Consider the following 18,092-nt stretch of genomic DNA (forward strand, 5'->3'; position numbering starts at 1 on the left):
GCAGGCTACGCGGCGGCTGTACACCGTGGCTCTATGCAATACGCCGATGGAATTGATCGGAACCAATCGTTGGACGCGATCGACACGCCGATGACACCGTAAAGCCATGACGACCGACAACAACAACGCGAGCGCCCCGCTGCGCTACTCGTCCTTCACCCACGACCCGGCGGGCGGCAACCCGGCCGGGGTGGTGCTCGACGCCGCCGCGCTGGACGACGCGGCGATGCTGGCGATCGCGGCCGAGGTGGGGTACTCGGAGACGGCGTTCGTGACGGCCGCCGACGAGAGCGCGCGGCGCTTCCGGGTGCGTTACTTCAGTCCGCTCGCGGAGGTGGCGTTCTGCGGCCACGCGACGGTGGCCCTGGCCGTCGCCCTCGCCGAACGCCTCGGCCCCGGCGACCTCCTCCTCGACACTCCCGCGGGCGAGATCCCCGTGGCCACGACGGTCGACGCGGCCGACGGCACGGCCCGCGCGACCCTGACCAGCGTCCCGACCCACTCCCGCCCCGCCACGGCCGAGGAACTCGACTCGGCACTGAAGGCCCTGCGCTGGTCCCGCGAAGACCTCGACCCGGCGCTCCCGCCCCACGTGGCGTTCGGCGGCGTCCACCACCTGGTCCTCCCGGCCGGCTCCCGCACCCGCCTGGCCGACCTGGACTACGACTTCGACGCCCTCACCGAGGTGATGCACCGCCACGGCTGGACCACCGTCCACCTGTTCCGGCGCGAGTCCCCCACCCTCTTCCACGCCCGGGACCCCTTCCCCGTGGGCGGCGTCGTGGAGGACCCGGCCACCGGCGCCGCGGCGGCCGCCTTCGGCGGCTACCTCCGCACCCTGGGCCTGATAACCGCCCCCACCACCCTCACCATCCACCAGGGCGAGGACATGGGCCGCCCCAGCCTCCTACGGATCGACGTCTCCCCGGACACCCCCCACACCCGGGTAACGGGCCAGGCAGTCCCGATCACCTAGGCTCCCGCGCCCCCCGGCGCCCGATGATTGGCAGTTCCGTCTCGGCGAAACGCCAGGAACGCCACGTACCGGTGGAACAGAACTGCCAATCGCGCTCATCAGTCGATGACTGCAATCGCCTCGACCTCCACCAGATGGTCGGGGATGTCCAGTGCCGCGACGCCCAGCAGGGTGATCGGGGGGACCGGGGTGGTGCCCAGTTTCGCGGCGGCTCCGGCGATTCCTTCCATGAGTTGGGGCATCTTGTCGGGGGTCCAGTCGACGACGTAGGCGGTCAGTTTGGCCACGTCGGTGAAGGAGGCACCGGCTTCGGTGAGGGCGGTGGCGATGTTGAGGTAGCAGCGTTCGACCTGGGCGGCGAGGTCGTCCTTGCCGACCGTGGTGCCCTCGGCGTCCCAGGAGACCTGGCCGGCGACGAAGACGAGCTTCGAACCGGTCGCGACCGACACCTGCCGGTACGCGCCGATCTCCGGCAGCCCGCTGGGGTTCATCAGGGTGATGGTCATGTCGTCCCGCCTCCGTGCTCTCTTGTGGTTACTGGGAAACCGTAGGAGAGTGGCCGCTGACATGGAAGAACGCACTTTTCAGTGACCGAGGAACCCAAAGGTGACCAAGCAGTTCACGGGCACGCCCGAGGAAGTGGCGGATCTGCGGCGGGCGGACTCCCTGGCGCGCGAGATCTTCTCGGAGGTCGCCAACAAGTGGGCCCTCCTGATCATCGAGACCCTCGGCGAACGCACCTTGCGGTTCAGCGAGCTGCGCGACCAGGTCGAGGGCATCAGCCACAAGATGCTCACCCAGAACCTGCGCATGCTGGAGCGCAACGGCCTGGTCGAGCGCACGGTGCACCCCACCGTCCCGCCCCGGGTCGAGTACACCCTCACCGAGCCGGGGCGCGCCCTGCGGGCGACGGTCGACGGGATGTGCGCGTGGACCCAGCGGTACCTCGGCCACATCGAGGCCTCGCGTCGCGGCTTCGACGACTGACTGCCACCGATCCGCCCCCGCCCCACACCCTCGTGTGAGATGGGACGCATATCACCTTTGCATGATCATGCATCAGCATGCATAATCTTCCTATGTCCAAGGTCCTCACCTCTCTTCCGGCCGGCGAGCGCGTCGGCATCGCCTTCTCGGGCGGGCTCGACACCTCGGTCGCGGTCGCGTGGATGCGCGACAAGGGCGCCGTCCCGTGCACCTACACCGCCGACATCGGCCAGTACGACGAGCCCGACATCGCCTCGGTGCCCGGCCGCGCGAAGACCTACGGTGCGGAGATCGCGCGCCTGGTCGACTGCCGGGCCGCGCTGGTCGAGGAGGGCCTCGCCGCGCTCACCTGCGGCGCGTTCCACATCCGCTCCGGCGGGCGGGCGTACTTCAACACGACGCCCCTCGGCCGTGCCGTCACCGGCACACTGCTCGTGCGGGCGATGCTGGAGGACAACGTCCAGATCTGGGGCGACGGCTCCACCTTCAAGGGCAACGACATCGAGCGGTTCTACCGCTACGGCCTGCTCGCCAACCCGCACCTGCGCATCTACAAGCCCTGGCTGGACGCGGACTTCGTCACCGAGCTCGGCGGCCGCAAGGAGATGTCCGAGTGGCTGGTCGCGCACAACCTCCCCTACCGGGACTCGACGGAGAAGGCGTACTCCACCGACGCCAACATCTGGGGCGCCACCCACGAGGCCAAGACCCTGGAGCACCTGGACACCGGCATCGAGACCGTCGAGCCCATCATGGGCGTACGGTTCTGGGACCCCGAGGTCGAGATCCTCACCGAGGACGTGACGATCGGCTTCGACCAGGGCCGCCCGGTCACCATCAACGGCAAGGAGTTCGACTCCGCCGTCGACCTGGTCATGGAGGCCAACGCCATCGGCGGCCGCCACGGCCTCGGCATGTCCGACCAGATCGAGAACCGCATCATCGAGGCCAAGAGCCGCGGCATCTACGAGGCGCCCGGCATGGCCCTCCTGCACGCCGCGTACGAGCGTCTCGTCAACGCCATCCACAACGAGGACACCCTCGCCCAGTACCACGTCGAGGGCCGTCGCCTCGGCCGGCTGATGTACGAGGGCCGCTGGCTGGACCCGCAGGCCCTGATGATCCGGGAGTCGCTGCAGCGGTGGGTCGGCGCGGCGATCACCGGTGAGGTGACCCTCCGTCTCCGGCGCGGCGAGGACTACTCGATCCTCGACACCACCGGCCCGGCGTTCAGCTACCACCCGGACAAGCTCTCCATGGAGCGCACCGAGGACGCCGCGTTCGGCCCGGTCGACCGGATCGGCCAGCTCACCATGCGCAACCTCGACATCGCCGACTCGCGCGCCAAGCTGGAGCAGTACGCCGCGATGGGCCTCATCGGCACCTCCACCCCCGCGATCGGCGCCGCCCAGGCCGCCGCGACCGGGCTCATCGGCACCATGCCGGAGGGCGGCGCCGAGGCCATCGCCTCCCGCGGCGAGGTCACCGGCTCCGACGACGACGAGCTGCTGGACCGCGCGGCGATGGAGTTCGGCACGGACTGACGGACGGTCACGCCCGCCGTACCGCACAGCAGGCGGTCGCCGCCCCCGTTCACACAGGGGCGGCGACCGCTTTCCGCGTACGCGCTCGGGTTACGGGTTACGGGCTACGGGCTACGGGTCACGGCGCGTCGATCAGGTCGTGCGGCGGGACCTGGACCGTGCGGGCGCCGGGCGTGCCGCCCAGGACGACCTTGCGGAGGGCGATGTTGTTCTTGTGGTTGGTCTCCTGGAGACGGTTCTCGGGGTTGGCGATGACCTTGATGTAGTACGTGCCGTTCGGCAGGTCGGTGATGTCGAAGGACTGGCCGGGACGGTACTGGTTGTACGTGTCGCCGGAGCCGACGTCGAGGACCTCACGTACGGAGATGGAGTCCTGATAACCGCAGGCGCTGGACAGGTCGGTGTTCTCCGGGTGCCAGTTGGCGTTCTTCACCGTGTAGTCGATGGCGTCGGTGTTGGCCAGGCAGAATGCCTCCTTGCCGGAGCGCACCTCCTTCGTCTGGTCCTCGCTCAGCAGGCGGTAGCTGGCGAAGTCCGTGAAGTGCCAGTGCTCGTGGCCGTTCCGCGCGTCCCACTCCATGGTGCCGGTGGGGGCGTAGCCGACCTGCTTGCCCTTGGCGTCGTAGAAGTACTGGTACGCGTCCATCAGGTCGGCGCCGGGCTTGCGGAAGCCGTCCACGACGAGGGGCGCGGGGCCCGCGTTCCAGACGTTCGCGCTGAAGGCGAGGTAGTCCCTGCCAGGTGCGTCGCCGTCCTCGCCGTCGGTGATGGCGATGCCCCAGGCGGGCAGCGACCGCAGGTCCGGCTTGGGCACGCCCGCCGGGGCGCCCGCCTTGCCGGTGGGCCGCTTGGCTGCCGGCTTCAGCGCGGGCGCGATGCGCGAGCCGTCGGTGTGACCGGGGCCGTCGCCGAGGTGGTTCGCCGTGCCCCGGTCCACGAGGGCCTGGGGCAGGGCGGGCGGGACGGGGGCGTCGGCGCCGCGCGGGCCGTAGTGGTGGTTGGCGGCCGGGGCGGACTGCGCGGCATGACCGCCGTGACCGCCGTGGTGGGCGGAGGACTTGGCGGCGCTCAGGCCCACGCCGCCCTCCCCCGACTGCTCCCGTACCGTCACCTTGATGGTCGGCCGGTCGTCGGGGATGCCGAACAGGTCGCGGTACTTCTTTGCCACCCCGACCTGGGCCGTGTACTCGCCGGCCGGCAGGTCCACCGACTCGTCGTAGTCGAACTGGGTGGTGTTGGACGCCCAGCCCTTCTCCACGCCCCACACCGAGCCCAGCGTCCACGGGTTGGTGGAGCAGCTCTGCGGGTAGTGGGAGGTCGCCGGGGCGTCCGGGCGGATCCGGGCGGAGGCGTTGTTCGGGCAGAAGGTCCCCCCCTGCTTCAGGACCTCCTCGCCGGCCCCGTTCTTGATGGAGATCTCCAGGAATCCGGACAGCCCGGAGAAGTTCTTCACCAGCCCCGCGGGCAGGGTCTTCGTCTTCGTCTTCTTGCCGTCACGGAGGATCTGCTTGACGACGATCGGGTCCTTGTACGACTTCCGCTTCGCCTCGAACTCCAGGGGCGCGTTGTCGACCGAGAGGTACGTCCCCAACTGGAGGTAGACGCCCTCCCCCTTGTAGCGGTCGAGCGTCACGGAGTTGGACGCGGCTATCAGCTTGAGCTGCGGCTTGCCGGGTGTCGCCGCCGGGGCGGCCCCCGCGCCGGGAGCGGCCCCGGCCACGGCGGCGACGACGGTGAGCGAGGCCAGGGCGATGAGCCCCGGGCGCTTCAGGCGCGTACGGCGGCTGTCCGCCGCGTCGGCGGTCTCGCCGGCGGTCTGGCTGGTCGACGTGCTGGTCAACTGGCTGGTCATCGGTTCCTCGTCTGCGAGTGCCATGGTCAGTGGCATCGGACTGGACAGCCCACGGAAAGAACCGGCCGACGGTACGGACGCGCCCCCGCGTCTTCCCCACGCCCCGGAGCCGGACGGTCTGTGAGCAACCTGTGAGAGCGGTGAAACGGGTGTTTGGGTTGCCTGGGTTGCCCGTTGAGACGGAAATCGACGAAACGCGCCGCCCGCACGCGTCAAACACACACCCGCCGAACCGCCCGAAGTCCCCGGAGGATCCACGCAGGAGCATCACACAGACTGCACACAGCTCTGAGAATGGCTCGTTAGCGTTGTTGATCGCTCGATCCGTTCGATCTACTCGATCCGCTCGATCTCACGTGCGAGCGTGCCGTGACCGGGCCGCGGCCCGCCGGGTCGACGGCATGCCCACACAGGAAGACCTCGATGGACTACTGCTCCTCATGTCGCCGACATCTCAACGGCGCCCTCGTGTGCCCCGGTTGCGGCGACTACGCCCCCGACATAGCCCCGGCCACGATCAACGGCCACGCTGCCCCGGGCCATCCGGCCCACCGGGCGGACGACATGCTGTCCGACGCCCTGCCCGGCTCGATGATGGTTCCGACGGTGCCGGCGGCGACGTGGGAGTACGCGGCGCCGGGCGACACCTGGGACGAGGCTCCGCAGGCCTCCGCGTCGACGCCGTCGACCGAGGTCGCGCGCATCGAGGCGTCGTCCGGGGCCGACGCCGAAGGGGTCGAGGAGATCCAGGGTGCCCTGCCCGCGCCGCAGGGCCGGGCGGCGCGGCGCCGGCAGATGGCCCGCTGGAAGAAGAACCAGCGCCGGGCCGTGGTCGCGACCGCCGTGGCGCTGGTCGGCGGCGGTCTGACCGTCATGGGCATGGACCGCCAGTCCACCGACCGCACCCAGGCGGCCACGGCACCGGACGCCGAGGGCCTGGGCGCCGTGGAGGAACAGGGCTCGCAGAGCGGCCGTACGCCGGACACCCAGCCGGACGACGCCCGGCGCACCACGGACATGCCCAGGTCCCAGTCGCCCTCGACCAACAACTCGTACGAGCAGTCCGCCGACCAGATCTCCAAGGGCACGGGGACTTCCCCGCGTACGCCCTCGTCGCCGCCGTCGGACCGGCAGCAGGCTCAGCGCGCCTCGTCCTCGACCGGCGACTCGGCCGACGGCACCACCGACATCCCGTCGGGCCGGACGACCACGCCGCCCGCCACCGACGACTCGACCGGCTCGGGATCGGGAACGGACACCTCGACGGGCAGCGACACGAGCACCGGTTCCGACTCCGGCTCAAGCGGCGACACGGGTACGGGCACGGGCACCGGTTCCTCGGACGACACGAGCGGCGGCGACAGCGGTTCGGACGCGACGTCACCGTCGGGCCTGTGCCTGCTCGGCGGCGTCCTCTGCGTGAGCTGAGGCCCGGTCTGCGGGCGCCCGGTCTCCGGGCGCCCGCACCCCCGCCCCACCGATCACCCGCTACCGCCCGCTACCGCCCCTCCACCGGCTCCGCCTCCGGTCGTGGCCAAGAACGTCCGCTGATGCGTTCGATGTCGGTGTTGAAGCGGCGCAGGTCGGCGATGAAGCGGCGGCGGCGCTCGGCGGGCCAGTCGGCGATGACATCGGTGACGCCGGCGACGAACACCTCGCGCTGCTCGGCGAGGCGCGCCAACCCCTTCTCGGTGATACGGAACTTGCGGGCGACGCCCCCCTCGGGGTCGAGGGTGCGCTCCACCAGGCCGTCGCGCAGCAGGGCCGAGGTCTGCCGGGTGAACGTGGACGCGGCGAAGCCGAACGCCTCCACGAACTCCGGGATGGACATGGGCCCCTGGGCCTCCAGCCTGCTGAGCAGCACATAGGCGCTGCGGTCCAGGGTGCCGCCGCCGCGGACGCCGCGGGGCGTCGACGTATCACGGTTGCGCGTCAGGATCAGCAACTCCCGCTCGATGCGCTCCCCCGCGTCTCGGGCATCCACGCCGGTCTCCTCCTGACGTCCTGAGCATCACCAACATCCTCACCCTACGTCGAAATTGCGCCATGCATGGAGAGTGCATGATGCACTATTGATGCACGATGCACCAGGTGAGTAGCGTGCATGTCCATCTCCACTCCGCCCACTCCCCACAAGGAGATGCCGAGATGAGCGAGTCCGTCGTCCGCCTGCCGATACCCACCCCCGGCCCCCTGGATCCGCCCGCCGAATGGGAGCGGCTGCGCGAGCGGTGCCCGGTGGCCACGGTCGAGCTCCCGAGCGGCGACCGGGCGAAGTTCGTGAGCCGCTACGACCACGTCCGCGCCCTGCTGTCCGACCCCCGGTTCTCCCGCCCCAGGGCCGGGGACGACGCCGCGCGGATCTCCGCCGACGGAGCGGGCGGCGTCGCGGCCGACGCGAGCCCCGAGTACGAGCTGGCCATACCGGAGAACGGCGAGCCCCATCTGCGCTGGCGGCGCCAGGTCGGCCGGTACTTCACCGCCAAGCGCATGGCCGCCCTGCGCCCCGGCATGACGAAGACCGCCGAGGCCCTCCTCGACGACATGATCGAGCGCGGCCGGCCCGGCGACCTCAAGGCCGCCCTGGGCTTCCCGCTCCCCGTCTACGTCATCTGCGCCCTGCTCGGCGCCCCCGCCGAGGACCGCGACCGCTTCTCGCACTGGTCCGACGCGTTCCTCAACGTCAGCCGCTTCTCGAAGGAGGAGACGAAAGCGGCGTTCATCGACTTCTCCCGGTACATGACCGAGCTGATCGCGACCAAGCGGGCCGAGCCGGGCGAGGACCTGCTGAGCACGCTGATCGTGGAGGGCACGGCGCTGCCGGAGGAGGAGCGGCTGACCGACGCCGAACTGCTGGCCACCGGCATGGGGTTGCTGGTCGCCGGCCACGAGACCACCGCCAACATGATCGGCAAGATGGCCGCGCTGCTGCTGGCCGACCGCAGCCGCTGGGAGCAGCTGCTCGCCGACCCGTCGTTGATCCGTACGGCGGTCGAGGAGGTACTGCGCTTCGACGCCAACCTCGGCGGCTTCGGCATCCGGCGCTATCTGAGCGAGGACATCGACCTCGACGGGGAGGCGCTGCCGAGCGGCACCACCGTCTTCTGCGGCATGTCCGCCGCCAACCGCGACGAGCGGGTTTTCGACGGCGCCGACAAGATGGACCTCACCCGCAGCCCGAATCCCCACCTCACCTTCGGCGCCGGCTCGCACTCCTGCCTCGGCCAGGCTCTCGCCCGCACCGAGCTCCAGGTCGTCCTGGAGGTTCTGCTGCGCAAGCTGCCGACGCTCGAACTCGCCGTACCCGCCGAGGAGTTGAAGAAGGTGGAAGGACTCCTCGTCGGCGGTCTGCGCGAGGTCCCGGTGCGCTGGTGACAACCGAGGAGCAGGAAGGAAGGAAGGAAGGAAGGAAGGAAGGCAGGAAGGCAGGCAGGAAGGCAGGCAGGCAGGAAGGAAGGGAGCCGTCATGAAGGTCCGCGTGGACGAGGCGAAGTGCTGCGGCGCCGGTCAGTGCGTGCTGATCGCCCCCGAGGTCTTCGACCAGAGCGACGAGGACGGCATCGTCGTACTCCTCGAACCCGAACCCGCCCTCGACCGGCACCCCGCCGTCCGGGAGGCGGCGGCGGTCTGCCCGGCCGCCGCGATCGCCCTCGACGAGGACGCCTGAGACACGGGCCCTCAGCCCCGCCCCTTGGGTGCGCGATGTGGACCCAACTCCCGTAGCACGTCGCCCAGTTGGGTGGCGGTGAGGGCGGGGCCGGGGAGGGGTGAGGGTTCGGGCGAGGTGGTGGCACGGAGGCCGTCCAGGAGCAGGGCGAGGGGGCGCTGCCAGGCGTCGGGGGCGGTCGCGGCGGTCAGGGCCGGGACGGCGCGGCCGAGGGCGGCGAGGGCGAACAGGACGTCCTCGGTGGTGACATCGGGGCGGACGGTGCCCTCGTCGCGGCCGCGCGCCAGCAGGAGCTCCAGCGTCCGGCGGTTGTGCGCGTGCACGGCATCGAGGGCGCCGACGCCCTGCACATGGGTGGTCATGAGGTCGTTGGTGCCGCGGTCGGCGGCCAGCGTGCCGAAGACGGCCCGGAGGTACTCGGTCAGCCCGGACCAGGCGTCCGGGGCGTTCCGGAGCCGTTCCCCGGCGGCCATGGTGTCGGTGAGCTGGTCGTGGAAGACGGCGTCGATGAGGGCGGCGCGGGTGGGGAAGTGCCGGTAGAGCGTCGCGTTCCCGACCCCGGCCCGGCGGGCGATCACGTCCAGCGGCGCGTCGAGGCCCTGCTCGGTGAACACCTCGTGGGCCGCCGCCACCAGCAGCTCCCGGTTCCGCTGCGCGTCGCGCCGCCGCGGCGGCGTCGCCCGTTCTGCGCCGACGGTCATCCTCGTCCTCCGACCACAACCGGGGAGTGTTCCCCAGCACCCACACCCCCCGATGCTATCGTCGGACCATTAAACGGGGAGCACTCCCCACTTTGGGTGATCCCTAAGCGGCTGTGAGGGCTCGGGTGAGGTCGTGGTGGGCGTCCGCGTGCACCTCGCCCCTGGCCTGAGTCTGCACGCCTGACGCCAACCTGATGGCACAGTGGGCACCCGATCTCCTCAGAGCTCCAAGAAGGGGGATGAGCATGACCGTGCTCATACTGTCCGGCGTCCTCGTACTCGTCCTCGGCGGCTGCGTCTGCGTCGTCTGGGCCTCCCGGGGCGGCCCCCGCTGGGTACGCGCCGTCTCCGCCGCCACCCTGGGCGCCGGTGAACTGGTACGCCGGAGGAACCGCAACGACCGCCGCCAGGATGGCGGCCAGGAGAGCAGCCTGGGCGACTGACCCCTTGGGCCGTCGAGCCGTTCCCCGGACGGGCAGGGCGTGAGACCCAGCTCACACCCAAGTCCCGCCCAGGTCTGTCACATCGCGCCGAGTCGTTCCGTCATAGGTGTGTAGCCATCGACCACGGCAGAGGAGCACATCATGACCGCCATGACCACCGAAGCCCGCCTGAACTTCTTCGCCAACCCGACCGCGGGCAAGCTGCTGAAGCACTTCATCGCGGCGGGCAAGGTCGTGACCGACTCGACGCTGCCCCTGTCGACGCAGGAACTGATCAAAATCCGTGCCAGCCAGATCAACGGGTGCGGTTTCTGCCTCGACATGCACACCAAGGAGGCGGCCGCCGCCGGTGAGACCTCGACCCGCCTGCACATGGTCGCGGCCTGGCGCGAGGCCACGGTCTTCACCGAGGCCGAGCGCGCCGCGCTCGAACTGACCGAGCAGGGCACCCGTATCGCCGACGCGGCCGGCGGAGTCTCGGACGAGGTCTGGGAGAACGCCGCCAAGCACTACGACGAGGACCAGCTCTGCGCCATGGTCTCCCTGATCGCCGTCATCAACGCCTTCAACCGTATGAACGTCATGGTCCAGAACCCCGCCGGCGACTACCAGCCGGGCCAGTTCGGCTGACGAGCACAGGCCGGCGCGGACAAGCACAAACAAACACACACGCACAGCGGACGGCCCGGGAACCCTTCGGCTCCCGGGCCAGTAATTTCATCAACCATGCACTGTAATCCGATACTTGGAATAATCACCACTACTCCGCGCGCGCTCCCCCAAATGCCCGATTCCTTGCGCCGTTCGGCGCTCGTTAGACGATCGCGACTCGGAAGGAAGCACAGAGACCGAAGCGGAGCGCGAAGGACAGAGGATGGACAGGATTCAGGCGAGAAAAAACTATGACACGGTAAGCCCATACCCTGACTGCCCTGACCCACTCGACACACAGAACCTCTGGCGCGTCACCGATCCGACGATCCCGTCGGGCGGCTGGGATCCGGATGAAGAACTGGTCCAGATGCTGCATACGGCGGCGCCCGGCGTGGATCCCGACCCACCCCCGCTGGACGACTGCGGCCATCCCCGCCGCCCGCTCCACCGGCGGCGCCCCCGGCCGGGAGTTCATCTCCTCGCCGGAAATCCGAGGATCATTCCGGTGGCGATTCTGATCGTGATGATCGCCGCGTGTGCGGTGACGATGCTGACCTGGTCGATTTCCTATTCATATGAGCAACTGCGTGCCATCGCTCTGCTGGTGGTGACGGCGGACCTGGCGCAATGGTGGCCGCTGACGGTGTACGGGCCGTGGCTTCTGGCGGGTCTGTCCATCCTGCGCGCATCCGTACAACACCGCACGGCCCGCCGCTCCTGGGCGGTGATGCTGATCTCCTCCGGCACGGCGGCGGCGCTGTGCATCGGCCAGTCGCCGCATTCTCTTCTCGCGATGGTGATCGTCGGAATTCCCCCGATCACCGCCCTGGTCTGCTTCCGCGAACTCGTCGGCCAGTTCTCCGCCAAACACGGCCCGCGCCACGCCGCCGACACCCTGACCGTCCCCAAGCAGAGAAGGCCGTAGCCAGAGGAAGCCACAGCCGCGCGTACCCGCTACGACATGCCCTCCGGCAAGGTCACCCCCATGCCCGCGAGGTGTTTCAGGGCGGCGGCGATGGAGTGGCAGTCGAAGAGGGCCGAGTGTTCGTTGCCGGGGGCGGGGACGGGCAGGCCCAGGGCCTGCCAGAGGCGGCCCGAGTTGATGGTGGCCGTGGTGGGGGCGACGGTGTTCAGCCAGGGGCGGATGTTGTGGAAGCCGGGGGTGAGGGGGCTGTGTTTGATCTCCTCGCCGCGGGCGCGGGCCCAGCCGATGTTCTCGCCGAGGACGACCATGTCGTTGCCGTAGGAGAGGACCGACCGGCCCTGGCAGAAGGCGAGGAAGTCGCTCAGGGCGTGGGCCGGCGGGAGCCCGTACCGGTCCACCGACCGCTGGTCGATGCCGGTCAGTTCCGTGAAGGCGGGGGACAGCCGGGGGTTCACCACCGGTCGGACCAGCGTGTCGTACTCCTCGACGACGGTGTGGTCCCCGGTCAGGCGCAGGGCGCCGATCTGCACGATCTCGCGGAGTTGGCCGGGGGCCGACCAGTCCTGCTCATACGCCCCCGGCCACGTCGTGAACTCCAGGTCGAAGACAACGAAGGTGGACAAACGGCACTCTCCCTGTGGCGCGGCACCGGTACAGGAGCGTCCTACCCACCCGCCGCCGCCGTCAGTTCAGGGGCTTCCCGCTTCCGGTGGACAGGTCCACGCCGCGCAGGCCGTCGGGGAGGATCCGTTCGACGGCCGTCCGCGACCCGGGGTCCCCCTTCGCCGTAAGGGACTTGGAGGGCTCCGACGGCTCCATGTCGTCCGCCGTCGGGCACAGTGCCTCGACGATGTGGGCGTTGAGGGCGGCGTCGATGGGGCTCGGTTCCAGGGCCGTGCCGTCCTCGTTGAGGCGCTGGTACTTCATGAGGTTCCAGCCCATGCTGAGCTGGCGGTCGCCGTCCGCGCTGGTGAAACTGAACGTGCCCGCGCCGAACACCGCCCCGTCGTGGCCCCAGAACCGGCCGCAGCCGGGCAGGTCGAGGGCGAAGATGCCGAGGCCGTAGTCGAGGGTCGCGCCCGGACCGAGGGCGAGCGGAACCGTCCGCCGCATCTCGGCCAGGGAGGCCTCGCCGACCAGGTCGCCGGCGAGCAGCTTGCGGTAGAAGCGGTTCAGGTCGTTCGTCGTGGAGACGATCGCACCGGCGGTGGAGGCCCAGGACATGTCGTAGACGCTGTAGTCACGGGGCGGGTCGATCAGGCCGTAGAAGGACTCGTACATCCTGGGGTGCGGGCCCTTGATGTACGGGGTGCGCGGGTATGTGGTGTCGCGCAGGCCGGCACGGTCGATGACGTTGCGGGTGATGTACGTCGACGCCTTCCGGCCGGTGACCTTCTCCAGGATGAGGCCGGCGATCACGTAGTTGGTGTTCGAGTACGCGCCGGGCTGCGCGCCGGGGCTGCCGGTGGCGGGGGCCGCGAGGCCCAGCCGTACGAGTTCCTCGGGGCTGATCGAACGGAAGCGGTGTTCGTCGAGGCTGGACGTGGAGTCCTGGTTGAGGGAGGGGAAGGCGGGGAGGACGTAGTCGGCGATGTGGCTGGTGTGGTTGAGGAGCATGCGTACGGTGATGGCGTCGCCGCGCTCCCGGTCGGCGCCGGGGAACAGGTCCGGGACGTACTCGGTCACCGGGGCGTCAAGGCTGATCCGGCCGCGCTCGACCTGCTGGAGTATCGCCACCGCCGTGAACGTCTTGCTGATGCTGCCGACGCGCTGACGCATGTTCGGAGTCACCTTGCGACCCGTGTCGACGTCGGCGAGACCGGAGGCGCCGGTCCAGCGGGCGCCCTCGTCACGGACGGACGAGTAGACGCCGTACATGCCGGCCTGGTGGACGGCGTCGAGGGTGGTGCGCAGGGCGGGGCGGTCCAAGGGGGTGGAAGCCGGGGCCTTGGCTCCGGGGGCGGCGGACACCGCCGTCGGTGCCGCGGTGATCAGCAGGAGTGTCGTACCGAGGGCTGTCCCGACGAGGCGCTTCATGCGCACGGCTTGTTCCCTTCCTGACGGCCCGGATCGCAGGCCTTGTCATCGCCCAACTCGTAGGCCTTGTCAGGTGATTGTCGTGAGGGAACGGTGCGCCCTACATCGTTCGCGTGGACGAGCATGTTCATGGCCATCCCATGACATCTGTCATGGCGGCCGCGCTGTCGTCCTACGGGGACGGGGTGCCGTGGCCGTCGAGGAAGCGGAGCAGTACGGCGGCCTCCGCGTGGAGTCGCGCGGCTCGGTCCGCGTGCGCCGGAGCCGTCAACCGGGCGGCGGCTTCGAGGCGTTCGCCCGCCTCGGCCCGCACGATGTCCACCACCGCGCCCTCGGTCAGCTCGCGCCGCGCCGCCTCCGTCGTACCGGCGCCGACCGGGGAGTCCTCCAGAGCCACACCGCGCAGCTCGGCCTCGCCCACGGGCACGGCCTCGGCGTTGTCCAGGGCGGCGAGGGCCGAACGCAGGGCACTGACCGCGGCCTTGTCGCGGGCACGTATCGCGTCGGGCAGGGCTTGACGCATACGGAGACGGAGGGACATGCAGGGACCCTATGGCCAAGTGCCCCCACCGACAACGGGATTGACCTGAGTCCCCGCTGGAAACGGGGCTTCGGACCTGCCCCGGTTCGTCCTCCTGCGGTGAGTGAGTACGTGCGGGTCGCGTCGGGCTTGTCGCGCAGTTCCCACTCACCCGCAGAAGCCGGAGCATGGTCGGAGTGCCGTTGCCGCCCGGGACGGCACCGGTCAGTGGCACGACAGAGCGACTGTCGCCAGGGGGCCGCGGGCGTACCGTGGAACTGACATCCACCTGGCAGGGGTGCACATGCGGTACGAGGACGAGACGAGCATCGGCGACCGGATCGGCCGGCTTCGAACCAGACGCGAACTTACTCAAGAGCAACTGGCCGAACGCGCCGGCGTGTCTGTGGACACCGTGCGGAAACTGGAGCAGAACCGGCGGCTCACGGCCCGGCTGTCCACGCTCAACCAGCTGGCCCGCGCGCTCGATGTCGAGACGTCAGCCCTCATAGGCCAGTTCACCACCTTCGAGGCTCACACCGATGGTGTCGACCCATCGGTCCTTGCCCTGCGGCAGGCCGTCTCCCCGGTCAGTGACCTCCTCGGTGAGGACCCCGACCCCGAGGACCCTCCCACTATGGGTGCACTGCGGGCATCCCTCCACTCAACGGAACGCATCCGCCGCGAGGGCCGCATGGGCGAGATCGGGGCCCTCTTGCCTCAGCTCATCCGTGACGCCCGCGCAGCCTCGCGCGCCTACAACGGCCCCTCGCAGGCGACCGCCTTCGCTGTGCTGGCCGAGGCGTACCAGGTCGCCGCGACCACGCTCACCGCTCTGGGCAAGGAAGACGCCGCGTTCACCGCGATGGAACGCGCGACCGACGCGGCCCGCCGCTCGGACGACCCCCACCTGGAAGCCATCGGAGCATCCACTCTGGCCTGGATCTTCACCAAGCAGGGGAGGCTGGAGGACGCCGAACAGGTCGCCTTGCGCTACGCCGACCACATGGAGCCCGGATTCCGTTCCCCGCCGCTCGAACTGTCCCTATGGGGCATCCTCCTGCTGCGTGCGGCCACTGCCACCGTGCGGCAGGGCGAGCGGAAGTACGACCGCGTGGACGAATTGATGCGCATGGCGACGGGCGCCGCAGCCAGTATCGGCAGAGACCGGCTCGACTATGCGACGCCGTTCGGCCCCACCAACACGGGCGTGGCCAAGGTCAACTTCTTGGTGGAGATGGAGAGGAGCCAGGAAGCAATCACAACGGCCCGTACGGTGCCGGACGTGCAGTCACTCCCGCCGACGTGGCGGGCCCGCTTCCACGTCGACCGCGCGTTGGCGTACGCCGACCTCGAACGTGACGAGCAGGCCACCGGCGCGCTATTGACGGCTGAGCGGGACGCCCCCGAGTGGATGCGCTACCACGGCACCGCGCGCCGCATCGTCGCCGAGTTGCGCGGGCGGGAGCGTCGGCGCACCTCTCCCGTGATCGAACTCGCCGACCGGCTCCACCTGGACGGGTAGGACACAGCGTCCCACTCGTGTACCAAAGTGGTGCACAGCGTCCCTGTCACACCGCTGCGCCCGGTTCTACGGTGCGTCCACTGAACGGCGGTGCCGACCGAACCACCCTCGCCAGGGCTCCGGTTCGGCACCGCTTCGCACCGTAACGAGGGACGCCCCATGACCAATGCGAAGACCACGATGGACCCACCGCCCGTCCTCGGGCTTCCGGCTGAGCAGCCGGTGCCGCCGACCGACTGCGAGCGGTGCGCCGGGCTGGTCGAGGAGCGCGCCCGGGCCAGGGCAGCGGGCGACTGGTCGCAGGTGTCGGACTGCAACGTCGCCATCCGCGCCCACCACCGGCCGCGCCGGAAGCGGAGGAAGGCGTGAACGCCCGGAACCGGCCTGCGCCTCGCAAACCGCAGACGTTCGCACTCCCCGACCACCTCCCCGGCGAGACCGAGTACAGGGTCTTCATCACCCACCTGACGACGTGCGCGGACTGCGGGTATGGGCGGGCCCGGTGCGAGAAGGCGACCGGGCTGTGGCGGGCGTACCGAAGAACCCTCCGCACGCCGTTGGCGAGCAACCGGCCTGCCGACCTCCAAGTCGCAGACCAACCGCTACCCGAATCCGAACACGAGCCGGATGCGCCCGAGTCCGCGATCACCCCTGACGGCGATCGCGACCTCTCTGTCGAACGGTGGCTGCTGTCGGCGGCCGAGAACAGCGACCGCGCCCGCGTCGACTGGCGTGAGTCCGGCCTGGCGCTCATGCGATGCGGGACGATCATCGCCGCCATCCGCATGTCGCACGATCTCATCCACGCGGCGGCCGGAACGCACGACGCCTACAAGATCGACGCCTTCCTCCGCGAGGTGCTACCGGGCGGCGGGGTCTTCGTCGACACGGCCAGAAACCTGTACTTCGTCTTGGTGCAGCACAGCGTCGGCAGACGCAACGAGTGGGTCGACAACCCTTACGAACAGGCGAAGTTCCTCGGAGACGGCAGTTTCCTCGGTGTTCCTTCGGTGCGGCTGAAGACCCGTGGGGCCGGACGCGCCTACTGGTGCGCGCCCGTGGAGAAGGCAGGCGAATTCGTCTCCCAGGAGGCCATGTCGCAGCTCCTCGCCATCAGCCGGTGGCGGCTGGCGAGCGGTTCGTGTGGCTCGGCCGCTCTCTCCCTCGTCTCCCTGCCGCAGCGGCGACGTGCTGGGGCATCACAGGTGGAGCCGTAGGACAGACGGTCCTGGCAGCCCCGCCAGACCCGAAGCCTCATACCGTGACTTCCACTCGCTGACCGTCTGCCGGGACACACCCAGCTGAGCGGCGACCTCCGTCACCGTCGCACCCGCCAGCACCGCAAGCACAGCCCGGTATCTCTGCTCAACAACCGACAACTCCACCAGCGCCAATCCCGGCCTCCCCACACACGCCGCAACGACGCGCACAGAAAAGCCGATCACGGCCACTGTCAACCATCAGCTGGGACCGAAGTGTCAAGCATCTACCGGGACCGGACAGGATCACAGCCCCTGCTGAGTAACAACCTTCTTCACGGGTTCAAGACGGCTCGCATCCGCTCGCCGCGCGCGGCCCGGCCCCGGCCGGGCCTGCGCTCCTGTCTCCGCCCCGCTCCAGCCCGGCCGGGGTCCGTGCCGCGCGCACAGCAATCAGCCACTTACCGTCAGGGAAGGGGTGCGTCGTGGCTGGGGCGGTCGGCTCCACGGCTTTAAGCCACCTCCCCGGTCCGGGTCCCGCGTCGAGCAAGACCAGGGGGCCACTCGTGCACATTGCGGTCAGGCCCAAAGCCTGCCCGAGTTGCCAGCCAGCGTACGGCCCCCTGATCATGCTCGACCCCAGACCGGGCAGGCCACCGGCCAAACCCCCTCCGCCGACCTTTGGCCTGGCGCAAGATGCGTAAACCGGACGCATCAGCCAGCCCGTGAGGGTATAACACTTGGATCAGAGCGCGAGCGGGGATGAGGTTCTATTGATCCGAAACTCAAAGGGTTCTATTCGAGGATGTAGCGGACGTGGGGTCCGCCGAAGTAGCCGCGGACGATGTGCGGCTCCGACTACGTCGTCGCGGACCTCTTCCGCGTGGTCGACGGAAAGATCATCGAGCACTGGGACGTCGCCGCCGACGGGCAGTGACCCGGCCGGAGGGACCGACCGCCGGACCCCTCGGGGTCCGGCAGCACCTTCGGTTGTGCCGACGGCTCGGCGAGGGCAGCGACGTTCGTCGTCACACATCCCCACCGCATTCTGGGGTCGAGACC

19 protein-coding genes and 1 pseudogene are annotated in these 18,092 nt (G+C 69.8%); 12 read left to right on the forward strand and 8 right to left on the reverse strand.

All coding sequences use genetic code 11. The annotated features are described in order from the left end of the window. Positions 1-106: 106 nt before the first annotated feature. A complete protein-coding gene (locus CES90_RS15275) occupies positions 107-976 on the forward strand; it encodes a PhzF family phenazine biosynthesis isomerase (RefSeq protein WP_189785394.1) in 870 nt (289 codons plus the stop codon). Between the two features lie 98 nt (positions 977-1,074). On the opposite strand, the gene CES90_RS15280 is transcribed toward CES90_RS15275, so the two are convergent. Next, positions 1,075-1,482 carry a RidA family protein gene (locus CES90_RS15280; RefSeq protein ID WP_189785393.1) on the reverse strand — a complete coding sequence of 136 codons (408 nt, stop codon included), beginning with the start codon at positions 1,480-1,482 and terminating at the stop codon, positions 1,075-1,077. 100 nt (positions 1,483-1,582) lie between these two features. Between CES90_RS15280 and CES90_RS15285 the strand changes: the two genes are divergently transcribed. Together CES90_RS15285 and argG are read left to right on the forward strand one after the other, a co-directional pair. Next, positions 1,583-1,963: a winged helix-turn-helix transcriptional regulator gene (locus CES90_RS15285; protein ID WP_189785392.1), complete on the forward strand. Its 381-nt coding sequence runs from the start codon at positions 1,583-1,585 to the stop codon at positions 1,961-1,963. A gap of 92 nt (positions 1,964-2,055) precedes the next feature. Beyond that, positions 2,056-3,507 carry an argininosuccinate synthase gene (argG, locus tag CES90_RS15290; protein ID WP_189785391.1) on the forward strand — a complete coding sequence of 484 codons (1,452 nt, stop codon included), beginning with the start codon at positions 2,056-2,058 and terminating at the stop codon, positions 3,505-3,507. Between the two features lie 118 nt (positions 3,508-3,625). Here argG and CES90_RS15295 read toward each other — a convergent pair whose 3' ends face one another. Beyond that, the gene (locus CES90_RS15295) at positions 3,626-5,383 is read right to left on the reverse strand and encodes a lysyl oxidase family protein (protein WP_189785390.1); all 1,758 of its coding nucleotides are present in this window, start codon (positions 5,381-5,383) and stop codon (positions 3,626-3,628) included. Positions 5,384-5,782: 399 nt separating this feature from the next. Between CES90_RS15295 and CES90_RS15300 the strand changes: the two genes are divergently transcribed. After that, positions 5,783-6,787, forward strand: a complete 1,005-nt coding sequence (locus CES90_RS15300; protein WP_189785389.1) for an SCO2400 family protein — start codon at positions 5,783-5,785, stop codon at positions 6,785-6,787. 70 nt (positions 6,788-6,857) lie between these two features. Here the strand turns inward: CES90_RS15300 and CES90_RS15305 are convergent, their stop codons facing one another. Then, positions 6,858-7,343: a MarR family winged helix-turn-helix transcriptional regulator gene (locus tag CES90_RS15305; RefSeq protein WP_189785388.1), complete on the reverse strand. Its 486-nt coding sequence runs from the start codon at positions 7,341-7,343 to the stop codon at positions 6,858-6,860. Between the two features lie 164 nt (positions 7,344-7,507). Between CES90_RS15305 and CES90_RS15310 the strand changes: the two genes are divergently transcribed. Both CES90_RS15310 and CES90_RS15315 read left to right on the forward strand, forming a co-directional pair. Beyond that, entirely contained in the window at positions 7,508-8,734 is a 1,227-nt protein-coding gene (locus CES90_RS15310; protein ID WP_189785387.1) for a cytochrome P450, read from the forward strand. Positions 8,735-8,825: 91 nt separating this feature from the next. Further along, positions 8,826-9,026: a ferredoxin gene (locus CES90_RS15315; RefSeq protein ID WP_189785386.1), complete on the forward strand. Its 201-nt coding sequence runs from the start codon at positions 8,826-8,828 to the stop codon at positions 9,024-9,026. A gap of 11 nt (positions 9,027-9,037) precedes the next feature. Here the strand turns inward: CES90_RS15315 and CES90_RS15320 are convergent, their stop codons facing one another. Continuing rightward, a complete protein-coding gene (locus CES90_RS15320; RefSeq protein WP_189785385.1) occupies positions 9,038-9,727 on the reverse strand; it encodes a TetR/AcrR family transcriptional regulator in 690 nt (229 codons plus the stop codon). Positions 9,728-9,972: 245 nt separating this feature from the next. On the opposite strand from CES90_RS15320, the gene CES90_RS15325 reads away from it, so the two are divergent. The 3 genes from CES90_RS15325 to CES90_RS15335 all read left to right on the forward strand — a co-directional run bounded on the left by CES90_RS15325 (position 9,973) and on the right by CES90_RS15335 (position 11,749). Then, entirely contained in the window at positions 9,973-10,170 is a 198-nt protein-coding gene (locus tag CES90_RS15325) for a hypothetical protein (RefSeq protein WP_189785384.1), read from the forward strand. Between the two features lie 150 nt (positions 10,171-10,320). Further along, entirely contained in the window at positions 10,321-10,800 is a 480-nt protein-coding gene (locus CES90_RS15330) for a carboxymuconolactone decarboxylase family protein (protein WP_189785491.1), read from the forward strand. A 244-nt stretch (positions 10,801-11,044) separates the two neighbouring features. Then, the gene (locus CES90_RS15335) at positions 11,045-11,749 is read left to right on the forward strand and encodes a DUF2637 domain-containing protein (RefSeq protein WP_189785383.1); all 705 of its coding nucleotides are present in this window, start codon (positions 11,045-11,047) and stop codon (positions 11,747-11,749) included. A gap of 29 nt (positions 11,750-11,778) precedes the next feature. On the opposite strand, the gene CES90_RS15340 is transcribed toward CES90_RS15335, so the two are convergent. From CES90_RS15340 to CES90_RS15350, 3 genes are all read right to left on the reverse strand, one after another. Continuing rightward, positions 11,779-12,372 carry a 3'-5' exonuclease gene (locus CES90_RS15340; RefSeq protein WP_189785382.1) on the reverse strand — a complete coding sequence of 198 codons (594 nt, stop codon included), beginning with the start codon at positions 12,370-12,372 and terminating at the stop codon, positions 11,779-11,781. Positions 12,373-12,433: 61 nt separating this feature from the next. Beyond that, on the reverse strand, positions 12,434-13,792 hold the full coding sequence (locus CES90_RS15345) for a serine hydrolase domain-containing protein (RefSeq protein WP_189785381.1): 1,359 nt from the start codon (positions 13,790-13,792) through the stop codon (positions 12,434-12,436). 166 nt (positions 13,793-13,958) lie between these two features. Continuing rightward, on the reverse strand, positions 13,959-14,285 hold the full coding sequence (locus tag CES90_RS15350) for a GatB/YqeY domain-containing protein (protein ID WP_189785490.1): 327 nt from the start codon (positions 14,283-14,285) through the stop codon (positions 13,959-13,961). A gap of 325 nt (positions 14,286-14,610) precedes the next feature. Here CES90_RS15350 and CES90_RS15355 point away from each other — a divergent pair, with 325 nt between their 5' ends. The 3 genes from CES90_RS15355 (at position 14,611) to CES90_RS15365 (ending at position 17,048) form a co-directional block, all read left to right on the forward strand. After that, on the forward strand, positions 14,611-15,831 hold the full coding sequence (locus tag CES90_RS15355) for a helix-turn-helix domain-containing protein (protein ID WP_189785380.1): 1,221 nt from the start codon (positions 14,611-14,613) through the stop codon (positions 15,829-15,831). A gap of 159 nt (positions 15,832-15,990) precedes the next feature. Next, positions 15,991-16,200: a hypothetical protein gene (locus CES90_RS15360; protein ID WP_229914093.1), complete on the forward strand. Its 210-nt coding sequence runs from the start codon at positions 15,991-15,993 to the stop codon at positions 16,198-16,200. Beyond that, positions 16,197-17,048 (forward strand): hypothetical protein, encoded by an 852-nt coding sequence (locus tag CES90_RS15365; RefSeq protein ID WP_189785379.1) that lies wholly within the window; start codon positions 16,197-16,199, stop codon positions 17,046-17,048. The genes CES90_RS15360 and CES90_RS15365 overlap by 4 nt, the downstream gene beginning before the upstream one ends. A gap of 15 nt (positions 17,049-17,063) precedes the next feature. Here CES90_RS15365 and CES90_RS49535 read toward each other — a convergent pair. Further along, positions 17,064-17,210 (reverse strand): annotated as a pseudogene (locus CES90_RS49535) (helix-turn-helix domain-containing protein); the annotation flags it as partial. Positions 17,211-18,092: the final 882 nt, after the last annotated feature.

It is taken from the genome of Streptomyces capitiformicae, from assembly GCF_002214185.1.
Lineage (GTDB): Bacteria > Actinomycetota > Actinomycetes > Streptomycetales > Streptomycetaceae > Streptomyces > Streptomyces capitiformicae.